This window comes from Thermomonospora catenispora (assembly GCF_006363815.1).
GTDB lineage: Bacteria > Actinomycetota > Actinomycetes > Streptosporangiales > Streptosporangiaceae > Thermomonospora > Thermomonospora catenispora.
Genome location: NZ_RRYT01000002.1, coordinates 250,587 through 265,127, shown reverse-complemented (window position 1 = coordinate 265,127; position 14,541 = coordinate 250,587). Strand labels below are relative to the sequence as shown.

The 14,541-nt window shown below is 74.0% G+C and carries 11 protein-coding genes; 8 read left to right on the top strand and 3 right to left on the bottom strand.

Going from position 1 to position 14,541, the window contains the following annotated elements:
- Window positions 1-130: 130 nt before the first annotated feature.
- From EIO00_RS02970 to glgB, 4 genes are all read left to right on the top strand, one after another.
- Window positions 131-1,387 carry a cytochrome P450 gene (locus EIO00_RS02970; RefSeq protein WP_140175327.1) on the top strand — a complete coding sequence of 419 codons (1,257 nt, stop codon included), beginning with the start codon at window positions 131-133 and terminating at the stop codon, window positions 1,385-1,387.
- Entirely contained in the window at window positions 1,384-2,775 is a 1,392-nt protein-coding gene (locus EIO00_RS02965; RefSeq protein WP_140175326.1) for a GH39 family glycosyl hydrolase, read from the top strand. Before EIO00_RS02970 ends, EIO00_RS02965 begins: the two co-directional genes overlap by 4 nt.
- A 13-nt stretch (window positions 2,776-2,788) precedes the next feature.
- The gene (locus tag EIO00_RS02960; protein WP_140175325.1) at window positions 2,789-3,877 is read left to right on the top strand and encodes a GNAT family N-acetyltransferase; all 1,089 of its coding nucleotides are present in this window, start codon (window positions 2,789-2,791) and stop codon (window positions 3,875-3,877) included.
- A gap of 132 nt (window positions 3,878-4,009) precedes the next feature.
- On the top strand, window positions 4,010-6,250 hold the full coding sequence (glgB, locus tag EIO00_RS02955; RefSeq protein ID WP_241661074.1) for a 1,4-alpha-glucan branching protein GlgB: 2,241 nt from the start codon (window positions 4,010-4,012) through the stop codon (window positions 6,248-6,250).
- A 34-nt stretch (window positions 6,251-6,284) separates the two neighbouring features.
- Here the strand turns inward: glgB and EIO00_RS02950 are convergent, their stop codons facing one another.
- Window positions 6,285-7,169 (bottom strand): NUDIX hydrolase, encoded by an 885-nt coding sequence (locus EIO00_RS02950; protein ID WP_140175324.1) that lies wholly within the window; start codon window positions 7,167-7,169, stop codon window positions 6,285-6,287.
- Window positions 7,170-7,254: 85 nt separating this feature from the next.
- Between EIO00_RS02950 and EIO00_RS24440 the strand changes: the two genes are divergently transcribed.
- The 4 genes from EIO00_RS24440 (at window position 7,255) to EIO00_RS02930 (ending at window position 11,706) form a co-directional block, all read left to right on the top strand.
- Window positions 7,255-8,763 (top strand): serine/threonine-protein kinase, encoded by a 1,509-nt coding sequence (locus EIO00_RS24440; RefSeq protein WP_175596105.1) that lies wholly within the window; start codon window positions 7,255-7,257, stop codon window positions 8,761-8,763.
- A gap of 128 nt (window positions 8,764-8,891) precedes the next feature.
- Window positions 8,892-9,359 (top strand): PaaI family thioesterase, encoded by a 468-nt coding sequence (locus EIO00_RS02940; RefSeq protein ID WP_140175323.1) that lies wholly within the window; start codon window positions 8,892-8,894, stop codon window positions 9,357-9,359.
- Between the two features lie 152 nt (window positions 9,360-9,511).
- Window positions 9,512-11,224, top strand: coding sequence for a signal peptide peptidase SppA (gene sppA / locus EIO00_RS02935; protein ID WP_140175322.1), 1,713 nt, complete (start codon window positions 9,512-9,514; stop codon window positions 11,222-11,224).
- On the top strand, window positions 11,209-11,706 hold the full coding sequence (locus tag EIO00_RS02930) for a flavin reductase family protein (RefSeq protein ID WP_140175321.1): 498 nt from the start codon (window positions 11,209-11,211) through the stop codon (window positions 11,704-11,706). The genes sppA and EIO00_RS02930 overlap by 16 nt, the downstream gene beginning before the upstream one ends.
- Window positions 11,707-11,771: 65 nt before the next feature.
- Here the strand turns inward: EIO00_RS02930 and hutI are convergent, their stop codons facing one another.
- Together hutI and EIO00_RS02920 are read right to left on the bottom strand one after the other, a co-directional pair.
- Window positions 11,772-12,959: an imidazolonepropionase gene (gene hutI, locus EIO00_RS02925; protein WP_140175320.1), complete on the bottom strand. Its 1,188-nt coding sequence runs from the start codon at window positions 12,957-12,959 to the stop codon at window positions 11,772-11,774.
- Window positions 12,960-13,191: 232 nt separating this feature from the next.
- Window positions 13,192-14,541 carry a formimidoylglutamate deiminase gene (locus EIO00_RS02920; RefSeq protein ID WP_140175319.1) on the bottom strand — a complete coding sequence of 450 codons (1,350 nt, stop codon included), beginning with the start codon at window positions 14,539-14,541 and terminating at the stop codon, window positions 13,192-13,194.

Genomic DNA, 14,541 nt, shown 5'->3' with positions numbered 1-14,541 from the left:
ATCGATTCCCCCGGCGAACGGTGTCCGAGTTAACGTTGACACAGGCTCGGCTTCCGCTATCGAAACCTCCGTGACCAGGGGAGACAGCGTGTCCCTGAACTCTGAAATCGCCGATATAGATCTGCTGAGCATGGAATTCTGGGCACGCCCAGAAAAAGAGCGATTGGCTGCTTTCGCCCGGCTTCGGGAGCACGGAGCACCGGTGTTCTTCCCCGAGCCCAGGATCCCCTTCGTGCGATCCGGGCGGGGATTTTACGCGCTGGTCCGGCACGCCGACGTGGTGGCCGCCAGCCGGGACGCCCGGACGTTCAGCAGCGAGCCCGCGGCCACCTCCCCCGCACCGCCGTCATGGCTGTCGGCGCTGCTGGGCACCCCCATGGTCAACATGGACGACCCCCGGCACTCCCGGCTGCGCCGGATCGTCTCCCGGGCGTTCACCCCGAAGATGCTGGCCCGGCTCGAGACCGACATCCAGGCCACCGCCGCCCGCATCGTCGACGACCTGATCGCCGAGGGGCCGCGCGACTTCGTCTCCCAGGTGGCCGCCCGGCTGCCCATCAACGTGATCTGCGCGATGATGGGCATCCCCGAGCGCCTGCGTCCCTATGTGCTTCGGCGGATCGACGTCATGACCGAGTACTCGGGGGTGCGCGGCGCGCTGACCAGCCCTCGCGCGCTGCGGCTGCTGGGCGGCAACCTCAAGGCCATCGTCGACCTGCACCGCCTGGTGGCCCGGCTGGGCCGGGCCAGGCGCGAGAACCCCACCGACGACCTGGTGTCCGCGCTGGTGAACGCGGAGGTGGACGAGGGCGGCGAGCGACTGTCGCTGCGCGAGCTGGGGTCGTTCTTCGACCTGCTGCTGGTGGCCGGGAACGAGACCACCCGCAACGCCCTCTCCCACGGGCTGCGCCTGTTCACCGAGCACCCCGACCAGCGCGACCTGCTGCTGGAGGACTTCGACGGGCGCATCGGCGGGGCGATCGAGGAGATCGTCCGCTACTCCTCCCCGATCATCCAGTTCCGGCGCACCGTCACCCGGGACCACGTGCTCAACGGCCATCCGCTCAAGGCCGGCGACACGGTGGTGCTGTTCTACCCGGCCGCCAACCGCGATCCCGAGGCGTTCCCCGACCCCGACGTCTTCGACATCACCCGCAGCCCCAACCCGCACGTGGGGTTCGGCGGACCGGGCCCCCACCTGTGCCTGGGCGCCAACCTGGCCCGGATGGAGCTGCGGATCATGTTCCGGGAGCTGTTCGACCGGCTGCCCGACCTGCGCACCACCGGCGAGCCCGTCCCGCTGCTGTCGAGCTTCGACAACGGTGTGAAGAGCCAGCCCTTCACGTTCTCGCGGCCGGCCCGCAGCCGAGTCGAGGTGCGTCCATGAGCCGCACCGGACACCATCCGCACACCTCCCCCGCCGCGGCGCCGCCGCATCGGCGCCGGGGCCGCCGGGGCCTGCTCGCCTTCGCGTTCGTCACCGCGATCGCGGTCATCGCCGCCGTGACCTCCTGGATCCTGCACGACGACGGCGCCGCCGGACCCGGCGGGGGCCGGCCCGGGCAGATCGGCGTCGTCGGCGCCCCCTACCGGGCCCCCTGGACGGTGTGGGGGTTCACGCACACCGATCGCAGCGCCGACGTGGGTCCGGCCAGCGACGTGGCCGCCCGGGCGCTCTCCCGCCAGCCGCTGATCCAGAACCAGCACATCATGGGCTGGGGCGCCGACAACCCCGAGCCGGAGCCCGGCCGCTACGACTTCTCCTCGCTGGACCGGCGGATCGACTACATCCGCCGCACCGGCGGCATCCCCGTCATCACCCTGTGCTGCGCCCCCGACTGGATGAAGGGCGGCCGACCGGGCGACACCGACTGGAGCAGGCTGGAGGTCGCCCCGCTGCCCGAGCACTACGACGACTTCGCCCGGCTGGCCGCCGCCGTCGCGCGCCGCTACCCGGACGTGCGGTACTTCGCCGTCTGGAACGAGATGAAGGGGTTCTTCGACCCGCGGCTCCGCCGGTGGAACCACGAGGGCTACACCCGCCTGTACAACCTGGTCTACGACGCCGTCAAGGCGGTCAACCCCGAGAACAAGGTCGGCGGACCCTACGTCCCCATGTACAGCCATGTCGGCGGCCCCGGGTCGTCACTGCGGGGCGAATGGGGCAGCGTGGACCAGATCGCCCTCGACGCCGTGGAGTACTGGCTGACCCACAAGCGCGGCGCGGACTTCATCACCATCGACGGCCCCACCGCCAGCGACGACCGCGACGTCTACCCCGACGAGATCACCGCGCTGGACAAGTTCACGGCCATCAACACGTGGCTGCGGTCCAAGACCGACCTGCCGATCTGGTGGAACGAGTACTACATCGAGCCCCGCGACGACCCCTGGGACGAGAACAAGCGCGCCGCCATGCACGCGGCGTCGCTGATCGACCAGGCCAAGAGCGGGGCCGCCACGGTGCTGTACTGGAACCGCATCCCCAAGGACGGCGACCGCACCTGCGCGGGCTGCCTGTGGGTGACCACCTCGGTCCCCGACGGCGGCACCCCCGGCCGGATGCTGCAGGTGCTGCAGTCGTTCGCCCGCTGGTTCCCGGCCGGCACCCCGATCATCGACGTGCGCGCCTCCTCACCCGACGTGCGCGTGCTGGCCCAGCCCCGCAAGGCGGTGGCGGTCAACGTCTCCGACCTGACGGTGCGGACCCGGGTCGGCGACGCCCGGATCACCCTCGCCCCGTATGAGGTCCGTTGGCTGGACCTCGCCTACTGAAGGCGGAATCCGCATGCGCATCACCGTCATCCGCCCCCGTGAGCTGGGGGACGCCGAGCTGGCCGCCTGGCGCGCGATGCAGGCGGCCACCCCCCGGCTGGCCAACCCGTTCATGTCGGCCGGGTACGCCCGCGCCGTGGACCTGGTCCGGGAGGGGGCCCGGGTCGCGGTGCTGGAGGAGGGGCCGGATCTGGTGGGCTTCTTCCCGTTCGAGCTCACCGGGCGGGGCGTGGGCGCAGCGATCGGCGGCTGGCTGTCGCTGTGCCAGGGGCTGGTGCACGCGCCGGGACTGGAACGGCTGGACGCGCGGGAGCTGCTGCGCGGCTGCGGGCTGACGGTGTGGGAGTACGGCACGCTGGTGGCCGGGCAGCCGTGGTTCGAGCCCTACACCCGCAAGACCCTCGGGTCGGTGATCATGGACCTGAGCGACGGGTTCGGCGGCTATGTCGACCGGCTGCGGGCCAGGGGCTCGAAACTGGTCAAGCAGACCCGCTACAAGGAGCGCAAGCTCGCCCGCCAGGTCGGCGAGGTGACGTTCGACTTCGACGTGCGCGACGCCGCGGCGCTGGCGCTGGTGCGGCGCTGGAAGTCCGCGCAGTACCGGGCGATGGGCCGCGTCGACCGGTTCTCCCGGCGCTGGGTGGTGGACCTGGTGGAGCTGCTGCACGACACCCGTGAGCCGGGGTTCGCCGGATGCCTGTCCATGCTGTACGCGGACGGCAGGCCGGTGGCCGGGCACTTCGGGCTGCGCAGCGACCGCACGCTGATCACCTGGTTCCCGGTGTACGACCCGGCCTACTCCCGCTTCTCCCCCGGCATGATGCTGCACCTGCGGATGGCGGAGGCGGCGGCCGAGCGCGGCATCCAGGAGATGGACCTGGGTCCGGGCGTGGGCTGGCGCTACAAGGAGGAGCTGCGCAGCCACGAGGTCCCGGTCGGGGAGGGCGTGGTGCGCCGCCGCCGCCCCGGCGCCGCGGTCCACTGGGTGCGGCACGCCCCGGCCGCCCGGGCCCGCCGGCTCATCCTGGAGAACGATCGGCTGTACGCGATGGCCGACCGCGCCCTGCGCCGCTACGGCGCCCTGCGCACCCGGCGGCGCTGACCGTGGACCGGCCCCTCCCGATCGTTTCCCCGATCGTCGCCGGCAGGTGGAACTCCCTCGTCAAGGGGCAGGCATAGGTTCTGGAAGAGCTCTGGAGGAGCCCGTGCGGACGACAGAAAGGCCCAGATCGCCATGGCTCGGGTGATGCGCGAGGAGATCGACCGGCTGGTCGACGGCCGCCACCACGATCCGCATGCCGTTCTCGGCGCGCATCCCGACCGGGACGGGGTCACCATCCGCGCGCTGCGGCCGCTGGCCGAACGGGTCGAGGTGGTGCTGCCCGACGGGGACCGGCATGCGCTGCACCATGTGCACCAGGGGGTGTTCGCCGGCACCGTCCCCCACGAGCGGCTCCGGTACGGCGACGGCGACCGGGACCGCCCGGCCGTGCCGGACTACCGGCTGGCGGTGCGCTATCCGGGCGGACCCGAGCTGATCCAGGACGACCCCTACCGGCATCTGCCGACGCTGGGCGAGCTGGACCTGCACCTGATCTCCGAGGGACGGCATGAGGAGCTGTGGAGAGCGCTGGGCGCGCGGGTGCGCACCTACCCGTCGGCGTTCGGCCCGGTCAGCGGCACCTCGTTCGCGGTGTGGGCGCCGAACGCGCGCGGGGTGCGGGTGATCGGCGACTTCAACCACTGGGACGGGCGGGCGCACCCGATGCGGTCGCTGGGCTCCAGCGGGGTCTGGGAGCTGTTCGTCCCCGGCGTCGGCACCGGCGCGACCTACAAGTACGAGATCCTCGGCGCGGACGGGCACTGGCGGGCCAAGGCCGACCCGATGGCGCAGTGGGCCGAGCGGCCGCCGGCGACCGCGTCCCGGGTGTTCGCCTCCTCCTACGAGTGGGGCGACGCCGAGTGGATGGAGCGGCGCGCGGAGCGCGACTGGCTGCACGAGCCGATGAGCATCTACGAGGTGCACCTGGGGTCGTGGCGCAAGGGCCTGGACTACCGGGAGCTGGCCGAGGAGCTGACGGCGTACGTGACGGACATGGGGTTCACCCATGTGGAGTTCCTGCCGGTGGCCGAGCACCCCTACGGGCCGTCATGGGGCTACCAGGTGACCTCCTACTACGCGCCGACCTCGCGGTTCGGCACCCCCGACGACTTCCGCCACCTGGTGGACTCGCTGCACCGGGCGGGCATCGGGGTGCTGATGGACTGGGTGCCGGCGCACTTCCCCAAGGACGACTGGGCGCTGGCCCGGTTCGACGGCACCGCCCTGTACGAGCACGCCGACCCGCGCAAGGGCGAACACCCCGACTGGGGCACCTACGTGTTCAACCACGGCCGGGCCGAGGTGCGCAACTTCCTGGTGGCCAACGCCTGCTACTGGATGGAGGAGTTCCACATCGACGGGCTGCGGGTGGACGCCGTGGCCTCGATGCTCTACCTGGACTACTCGCGCAGGGACGGCGAGTGGACGCCCAACGTGTACGGGGGGCGGGAGAACCTGGAGGCCATCTCGTTCCTCCAGGAGACCAACGCCACCGTCTACCGGCGGTACCCGGGCATCGTCATGATCGCCGAGGAGTCCACGGCCTGGCCCGGGGTCTCCCGGCCCACCCATCTGGGAGGCCTGGGCTTCGGCTTCAAGTGGAACATGGGGTGGATGCACGACACCCTCGCGTACCTGCAGCGCGACCCGATCTTCCGGCGCCACCACCACAACGAGATCACCTTCTCGCTGGTGTACGCGTTCTCGGAGAACTACGTGCTGCCGCTGTCGCACGACGAGGTGGTGCACCTGAAGGGGTCGCTGCTGGGCAAGATGCCCGGCGACGCCTGGAAGAAGTTCGCCGGGCTGCGCGCGCTGCTGGCCTACATGTGGGCGCATCCGGGCAAGCAGCTGCTGTTCATGGGCGGGGAGTTCGCCCAGGGCGGCGAATGGGCCGAGGAGCGCTCCCTGGACTGGTGGCTGCTGGAGGACGCCGTGGAGGGCGCCAACCATCTCGGCGTGCAGAGGCTCGTCCGCGACCTCAACCGGATCTACCGCGGCACGCCCGCGCTCTACACGATCGACGACGAGCCCGGCGGGTTCCACTGGATCGACGCCGGCGACGCCGACGGGAACACCTTGTCGTTCCTGCGCTACGGCTCGGACGGCTCGGTGCTGGCCTGCGTGGTCAACTTCTCCGGGGAACCGCACGAGGACCACCGCATCGGCCTGCCCCGCCCGGGCGGCTGGCGGGAGATCCTCAACACCGACGCCTACGAGTACGGCGGCAGCGGCGTGGGCAACCTGGGCCGCATCGAGGCCGTCGAGGAGGCGCACCACGCCCAGCCGGCCTCCGCCGTGCTGCGGGTGCCTCCGCTGGGGGCGGTGTGGCTGGTGCCGGAGGAGGAGCGGACCGGCGGGCCGGGCGCCTGACCCCTCCCCGGCCGTGCGGCGGCCGCGCGGCCGGTCACAGTTGGGACAGCAGCCAGCTCGGGCCGATGCAGCGGCCGCCCGCGGCGGCGACGCGGGCGCGCAGATCGCGGTCGGCGGTCACCACCAGGCAGATCGCATCCGGTTCGGCGGTGCGCACCAGCTCCACGATGGCGTCGTCGCCGCTGCCGGAGGCGGCGACCACCCGTACGCCCCCCGCCGGCCCCTCGGGCGCGGGATCCGCCCCGGAGCCGGCCACGGACCGCGCCGCGCCCTCCACCACCAGGACGATCTCGGGGAACGAGGCGTCGTGCCCGATGACGTCCTCGGGCAGGCCGGTGACCCCCCGTTCGGCGAGGCCGGCGAGCTCGTCGCGCAGCCGGGCGGTCGCGGCGGCCCGGTCGCGCCACCATCCGTCGGCGCGCGAGCCCACCACGTTGGCGGCGTCCACCACCAGGACCAGCCGGGACATCATGGTGGCGAGCCTAGGCCAGCTGGCCGCGAACGGCTCGAACAATCGCAGACGGGCGACCTTCTCGAGCGGGAACCAGCGGGCCCGACGGGTCTCGGCCGAGGCGGGCCGGACCGGGTGCATCCGGTCGGCGGAGGCGATCACGGTGGTGTAGCTCCAGCCGCCGTGGTCGTCGTGGACCATCCCGTGCAGCCGCAGCGCGCCGACATCGAGCGTGCACTCCTCGGCGGTCTCCCGCAGCGCGGCGGCGACCGGGTCCTCCCCGCCGAGCCGGCCGCCGCCGAACAGGCACCAGGTCAGCGCGCCGCTGCACCACCAGGCCCGCTGCTGCAGCAGCACGCACGGGCCGAGCTCGGCGTCCCGATGGAAGATCAGCATCCCGGCCGCGCCGTGCCTGCCCCAGTGCTGATGCCCCCGGGCGCAGCGCGTCCACCCTTCGACGACTCCCATGGCGCAGACCATACGCGCGCGAAACCGATCGGCACGTGGAGCCGTCCTATATGCGGATTTCACCGTTCCTTGAAGGAGAACCGACATGCCGAGCCTTCCCCTGGAGGCGGACGACCCGGAGCGCATCGGCGCGTATCGGCTGATCGGACGGCTCGGCGAGGGCGGCCAGGGGGTCGTCTACCTCGGGGAGGCGCCGGACGGGCGGCGGGTCGCGATCAAGGTGCTCAAGACGACCTCTCCGAGCGCGCTCGCCCGGTTCGCGCGGGAGATGGAGGCGGCCAAGCGGGTCGCCCCGTTCTGCACGGCGGCGGTGCTGGAGTCCTCCACCACGGGCCGGTACCCGTACGTGGTGAGCGAGTACGTGGAAGGGCCGTCGCTGCAGCGGCGGGTGCAGGAGCAGGGCCCGCTGACCGGCGGGGACCTGGACCGGCTGATGGTCAACACCGCCAGCGCCCTGACCGCCATCCACGGCGCCGGCATCGTGCACCGCGATCTCAAGCCCGCCAACGTGCTGCTGGGGCCGGACGGGCCGCGCGTGGTGGACTTCGGGATCGCGCGGGCGGTGGACGCCGAGACGGCCACGCAGATGGTGGGCACGCCCGCCTACTTCGCGCCCGAGTGGCTGCGGGGCGAGCCGCCGACGCCGGCGTCGGACGTGTTCGCCTGGGCCGGGACGATGGTGTACGCGGCGACCGGACGTCCGCCGTTCGGCGGGGGCGGCGACATCCCCGCGCTGCTGCACCGGATCGCCGACGAACCGCCGGACCTGTCGGGGGTCCCGGAACGGGTGCGGGGGCTGCTGGCCGAGTGCCTGGAGAAGGATCCTGCGCGGCGCCCCACCGCGCGGTCCCTGCTGATACGGCTGGCCGACCCCTCGGCGGGCCCGCAGGAGCCCTCCGCGGCCGAGCAGGCTCCCCCGGCGCGGCCCGCGCCCGACCCCTCGGCCCCCTCGGTGCACGAGGTCCCGCGGCCGGCCGCCCAGCCGACCGTTCAGCCGACCTCGCCCGCCCCGGCCGGGCAGGAGCGGATCCGCACGAGGGCGGTGGTGGCCGCGATCCTCATGGCGACCATGAGCATCTTCGCCAGCGCGGTGCTGACGCTCAGCCGCGGGGACGGGGACGATGAGGGCGGGCAGAGCGCCCGCACGGCCTCCCCCGCGCAGAACGCCCGGGCGCCCGAGCGGTCGCCCGAGCAGCCGGCCGGACGGAGCGGCGACGACGCGCCCCCTTCCCCTGACGCCGACGGCGGCGGCCCGGGCGTCCCGGCGGCGTTCGGCGGCGTCTGGAAGGGCCGGGTCTCCTCGCCGTCGCTGCTCGGCGGCGAGAACGTCTCCACGGTGACGATCACCCTCACGGCGGGCGAGACCACGGGCAAGGCCGTGTACTCCGACTGGGGATGCGACAACGAGCTCACCGTCACCGAGGTCGCGGGCTCCACGGTGACGTTCCGGGAGGTGCCCACCAGCGCCTACGGGCGCGAGGGGTTCTGCATCGGGGGCACCGTGCGCCTCACCCTGAACGGGGACCGGATGAGCTACGAGTCGCCCTCCCCCCTGGGGGCCGGCGCCACCACCGGCGGCCTGACCAGGGGCTGACTCCGCGGGCGGCCGTGACGAACGGCACAGTGCCCCCGGGGAAACGGGCGTTTACCCTGCCGTACGAGAATCTCGTACGACGGGGGGACGCCGAGCGCGCCCCCACGATGCATCGACCGGGAGTGCGCGTGAGCGTCGAGTCCGAGCTGGACCTGTGGAACACCCTGTCCGGGGCCGAGCTGATCAAGGCGATGGGCGAGGGCAGGTTCCCCCAGCTCTCCGAGATCAACGACTACATCGGGCAGTCGGTGGTGGACGCCGAGTCCGGTCGGGTGACGATCGACTGGACGCCCGAGGAGAAGCTGTGCAACCCCGGTGGAACGGTGCACGGCGGGTACATCGCGATGATCCTCGACAACGCCGTGTGCCTGGCCGCGTCCAGCACGCTCGAGCGCTTCATCCCCATGCTGACGCTCAGCCTCAGCGTGGAGTACGTGCGGCCGGTGCCGGCCGGGCGGACCCACCGGGTGGAGGGCGTGTGCGTGCACCCGGGCAAGACCCGGATGCTGTCCAACGCGACGATCACCGACGCCGACGGGCGGCTGCTGGCGCAGGCGACCGCCAGCGTCGTCCCCAACCAGGCGTTCGCCCGCTGACGGGCTTCGTCGACAAGCCCGCCGAGGGTCGGCGGACGCCCGCCGACGGCCGACGGGATGCCGCCGAGGAGGGCGCAAAGGTCGCCGGCGGCCCGCCGGACGCGTCCGCTCGGCCCTCCGGGAGCCTCCCGGCGAGCGCATAGGCTTGCCGCATGGTGAATTCCGGCACTGTCGTCAGCATCATCCGGCAAGCGCGCGACCGGCGGACGGCCCCGCTGGTGCTCGAACTCGATCTGACCGACGGGATCGTGGAGGCCGCCCCGGCGGATCCGCTGTCGGCGTTGCTGTCGATGCGCCGCCCTCACCTGCGGGACGTGCTGGAGGGACTGCGCCGGGCCCGCGGCGACGCCCGGGTCCGCGCGCTGATCGTCAAGGTCGGCGGGGCGATCGGGCTGGCCATGGCCCAGGAGCTGCGCGACGCGGTGACCGCGCTGCGCGAGGCCGGCAAGTTCACCGTGGCCTGGAGCGAGACCTTCGGCGAGAGCGGGAACGGCAACGTCCCCTACTATCTGGCGTCCGCCTTCGACCGGGTCTGCCTGCAGCCGAGCGGCGAGGTCGGGCTGACCGGGGTGGCGATGGAGGAGCCGTTCCTGCGGGAGGCCCTGGAGAAGCTGGGCATCCAGCCGCGCTTCGCCGCCCGCCACGAGTACAAGACCATGGCCAACATGTTCATGGAGCGGACCTACACCCCCGAGCACCGGGAGTCCTCCCAGCGCCTGGTGGACGCGGCGGGCCGGCAGCTGGCCGAGGGCATCGCGCAGGCGCGCGGCCTGACCGTGGAACGGGTCCGGGAGCTGATCGACCGGGGTCCGCTGCTGGCCGCCGAGGCCCTGGAGGCCGGGCTGGTGGACCGGCTGGCCTACCGCGACGAGGTGTACGCCGAGGTGCGCCGCCGGGTCGGCGGCCCGGACGGCCGGGTGCAGCTGCGCTACGTCTCCCGCTACAACCGCGCCCACGGGCTCACCGAGCGGCTGCCCCAGCCGGGCCACCGGGACGTGGTCGCGCTGATCAACGGGCAGGGGCCGATCCGGCTGGGCCGCAGCGGACGGGGCGGGCCGCTGCCGTCGCAGACCCCGTCGATGGGGTCGGACACCATCGGGGCGGCCTTCCGCGCCGCGGTGAACGACGAGCGCGTCAAGGCCATCGTGTTCCGGGTCAACAGCCCCGGCGGCTCGGCGGTCGCCTCCGACGCCATCTGGCGGGAGGTCGTGCTGGCCCGGCGGGCGGGCAAGCCGGTGATCGTGTCGATGGGCAACGTGGCGGCCTCCGGCGGCTACTACGTGGCGATGGCGGCCGACGCGATCGTGGCCCAGCCCGGCACCATCACCGGCTCGATCGGCGTGGTGACCGGCAAGGCGGTCGTCAGCGGGCTGCTGGAGCGGATCGGCATCGAGATGGGGGGCGTGACCAGCGGGGAGCACGCCCGGATGTTCAGCGCCGCCAAGGACTTCAGCCCCTCGGAGTGGGAGCGGATCAACGCCTCCCTGGACCGCATCTATGAGAACTTCACCGCCAAGGTCGCCGAGAGCCGCGGCATGAGCCGCGAACAGGTGGAGCGGCTGGCCCGGGGCCGGGTGTGGATCGGCTCCGACGCCAAGGAGCACGGGCTGGTCGACGAGCTGGGCGGGCTGGAGCTGGCGCTGGACCTGGCCCGCAAGAAGGCCGGGTTGCCCGCCGACGCCCCGGTCCGCACCTATCCGCACATCAGCCCGCTGGAGCGGCTGCGTCCGGCCGAGTCCAGCGAGGACCGCGCGGCGGCGAGCGCACGGTTCGACGGCTGGGGGTCGTTGAGCGCGCTGGCGGCGCGGCTGGGGCTGCCCGCCGACGGGCCGCTGACCCTCCCGGGCGCATGGGAGATCCGCTGAGCGTCCCGTCGCCCGGGGAGTTCACCGACGCGATGTCGGCGCTGGCCACGGGGGTGGCGGTGCTGACCGTCCGCGACGGCCGGGACGACCTGGGCACGACGATCAGCTCGTTCATGTCGGTGTCGCTGGAGCCGCCGATGGTGGCGGTGGCGGTGACCGCGTCGTCGTATCTGGCGGAGGTGCTGGGCCGCCGGGAGACGTGGGCCGTCAACGTGCTCGGCGCCGACCAGCGCGCCCTGGCCGGACGGTTCGCGGCGGCGGGGCGTCCGGGGGCGCGGCTGCTGCTGGCGGGGCACCCGCACCATCGGGGCCCGCGGTCGGAGGCCCTGATCGTCGCCGACGCCCCGGCCGCGCTGGAGTGCCGGACCCGGCGGCGGCTGACCGCCGGCGATCACCTCCTGCTGCTGGCCGACGTGCTGGCGATCGACCACGCCGACCCGCGTCGCGCCCCCCTGGTCCGCGTCGGCCGCCGCTATCTGTGACCGGCCGCCCGCGGGCGGCCGGCCTGTGAACGCCGCCTGTGCCCGCCGCTGTGAGCGCGCGGTCGTCACCCGGCGGGAGCAAGGTCGCCTGCGACGCGCCGGCCGGCCTTCCACACGGCCCGCGTCAGCGGGACTCCCGGCCGGTACGCCAGATGCAGGTGCGAGGGCGCCTCCAGCACCTGCACGTCGGCGCGCGCCCCCACCGCGAGCCGGCCCACGTCGGTGCGGCGCAGCGCACGGGCCCCGCCCGCGGTCGCCGCCCAGACCGCCTCCGCCGGCGTCATCCCCATCTCGCGGACCGCCAGCGCGATGCACAGCGGCATGCTGGAGGTGTAGCAGGAGCCGGGGTTGCAGTCGGTGGCCAGCGCGACGACGACGCCCGCGTCCAGCAGCCGCCGGGCGTCCGGATAGGGCTGCCGGGTGGAGAACTCCACGCCGGGCAGCAGCGTCGCCACCGTCTCCGAGCCGGCCAGCGCCGCCACGTCGGCGTCGGTGAGGAACGTGCAGTGATCGGCGGAGGCCGCCCCGAACTCCACCGCCAGCGCCACGCCCGGCCCCGGTCCGAGCTGACCCGCGTGCACCCGGGGGACGAGCCCGGCCCGCACCCCGGCCTCCAGGACGGCGCGGGTCTGGTCGGCGTCGAACGCGCCCCGCTCGCAGAACACGTCGATCCAGCGGGCGTGCGGGGCGCAGGCCGCCAGCATCTCCCCGGTCACCAGCCGCACATAGCCGTCGGGGTCGTCGACGTACTCGGGCGGGACCACGTGCGCGCCCAGGAACGTGACCTCGTCGGCGATCTCGGCGGCCAGCCGCACCGCGCGCTCCTCGTCGGCGACGGTCAGCCCGTATCCGGACTTGCACTCGACCGTGGTGGTGCCCTGCCGGGCCATCTCCGCCACCAGCCGCCGCAGCCCGGCGCGCAGCTCCTCGTCGGCGGCCGCCCGGGTGGCCGCCACGGTGGTCCGGATGCCGCCCGCCGAGTACGGGCGCCCGCTCATCCGGGCGGCGAACTCCTCGCCCCGGTCGCCCGCGAAGACCAGGTGCGCATGGGAGTCCACGAACCCCGGCAGCACCGCCCGTCCGGCGGCGTCGCAGCGTTCGTCGGCCGCCGGGGCCCGGCCCGCGGGCCCGACCCAGGCGACCCGGTCGCCGTCCAGCACGAGGGCGGCGTCCCGGACGACGCCGAGCGGCCCCTCCCCCAGCTCCGGATCGTTGGTGACCAGCTCCCCGATCCGATCGATCAGAACGCTCATCCCCGTCCTCGTCCCTCCTCCCGCTCCGACGCCCCGCCCCGGGCGCGCGGGAGCGGACCCGCTCCGGCGGCGCCCTCCGGACACGGCGGGCACGGCGAACCCGGCGGACGCGGTCGCCGCCGCCGTCGTCCCTTCCGGTCCCGTTCCGGCGGCGCCGTCCCCACGGCCGCACCCGCCGGCGGGGCGGCCCTCCGCCCGCGCCCGCCGAGTCCCCGGCGCGTCGGCGCCGTTCTCATCGCTCCCCCGTCACCGCGGCGACGGCGGCGTGCAGGGCCGCGGGGACGTCGGGGATCAGCAGATGGCGGCCGTCGCGGACGACGGGACGGCCGGAGACGACGACGTGCCGGACGTCGGCCGCGGCGGCGGCGAACACGGCGGTCTCGGCGGCGTGCTCGGCGGTCGTCCCGGCGGTGCGGACCGTGTCGAGGGCGACGGTGACCAGATCGGCGTAGGCGCCGGGCTCCAGCCGGCCGGCCTCGGGCCAGCCCAGGGCGCGGTGGCCGCGCCAGGTGGCCGCGGCCAGCAGCTCCCCCGCCGACCAGTGGCCGCGCCGCAGGGTGCGCAGCCGCTCGTTCAGCTCGACCGCGCGGGCCTCTTCGAACATGTCGATGACGGCGTGCTGGTCGGAGCCCAGGCTCAGCTCGACCCCGGCGTCGGCCAGGTCGCGGGCGGGGCCGATCCCGTCGGCCAGGTCGCGTTCGGTGGTCGGGCACAGGCACACCCCGCTCATGGCGGCGCCGAGCAGGGCGATGTCCTCGGCGTCCAGGTGGGTGGCGTGGACGGCGACGGTCAGCGGGCCCAGCGCGCCGCACTCGGCCAGCAGCCGGGCGGGGCTCAGGCCGTACGCCCGGCGGCACGCCTCGTTCTCGGCGGGCTGCTCGGACAGGTGGACGTGCAGCGGGAGCCGGTGGCGGGCGGCCCAGGCGGCGACCCGGCGGATCTGGTCGGGCGGGACGGCGCGCACCGAATGGACGGCGGCGCCGAGCCGGGCGTGCGCCCGGTCCCCCTCGCCGACCACGCCGTGCAGGGCCTCCACCCGGCGCCGCCAGCCGTCGGCGTCGCCGTCGCCGAACCGCAGCTGCGCCCCCTGCAGCGGGCGGTGAACGCCGCCGGTGAGGTAGCAGGCGTCCAGCAGGGTGATGCGGATGCCGGCGTCGGCGGCCGCGGCGATCAGCGCCTCCCCCATGGCGTTGGGGTCGTCGTAGGGGGAGCCGTCGGGCCGGTGGTGCAGGTAGTGGAACTCGCCGACGACGCTGATCCCCGCCAGCGCCATCTCCGCGTACACGGCGCGGGCCAGGGCGCGGTAGGCGTCGGGGTCGAGACGCTCGGCGAGCGCGTACATCCGGTCGCGCCAGGTCCAGAAGTCGCCGCGTCCGGCGTGGGAGCGGCCGCGCAGGGCCCGGTGGAAGGCGTGCGAGTGGGCGTTGGCCAGCCCGGGGAGGGTGAGGCCGGGCAGGCGTTCGGCGTCCGGCGGGGCGGGGACACCGGGCTCGACGGCGGTGAAGCGCTCCCCTTCGGCCTCGATGAGGACGTCGGCGGCCACTTCGTCTCCGAGCCAGGCGAGCTCGGCGTGCCAGCGCAT

Excerpts from the sequence above, each read along its gene's own strand:
- EIO00_RS02970 (WP_140175327.1), top strand. The coding sequence starts at position 131 with ATGGAATTCTGGGCACGCCCAGAAAAAGAGCGATTGGCTGCTTTCGCC.
- EIO00_RS02965 (WP_140175326.1), top strand. The coding sequence starts at position 1,384 with ATGAGCCGCACCGGACACCATCCGCACACCTCCCCCGCCGCGGCGCCG.
- EIO00_RS02960 (WP_140175325.1), top strand. The coding sequence starts at position 2,789 with ATGCGCATCACCGTCATCCGCCCCCGTGAGCTGGGGGACGCCGAGCTG.
- glgB (WP_241661074.1), top strand. The coding sequence starts at position 4,010 with ATGGCTCGGGTGATGCGCGAGGAGATCGACCGGCTGGTCGACGGCCGC.
- EIO00_RS02950 (WP_140175324.1), bottom strand. The coding sequence starts at position 7,169 with ATGGGAGTCGTCGAAGGGTGGACGCGCTGCGCCCGGGGGCATCAGCAC.
- EIO00_RS24440 (WP_175596105.1), top strand. The coding sequence starts at position 7,255 with ATGCCGAGCCTTCCCCTGGAGGCGGACGACCCGGAGCGCATCGGCGCG.
- sppA (WP_140175322.1), top strand. The coding sequence starts at position 9,512 with ATGGTGAATTCCGGCACTGTCGTCAGCATCATCCGGCAAGCGCGCGAC.
- EIO00_RS02930 (WP_140175321.1), top strand. The coding sequence starts at position 11,209 with ATGGGAGATCCGCTGAGCGTCCCGTCGCCCGGGGAGTTCACCGACGCG.
- hutI (WP_140175320.1), bottom strand. The coding sequence starts at position 12,959 with ATGAGCGTTCTGATCGATCGGATCGGGGAGCTGGTCACCAACGATCCG.
- EIO00_RS02920 (WP_140175319.1), bottom strand. The coding sequence starts at position 14,541 with ATGCGCTGGCACGCCGAGCTCGCCTGGCTCGGAGACGAAGTGGCCGCC.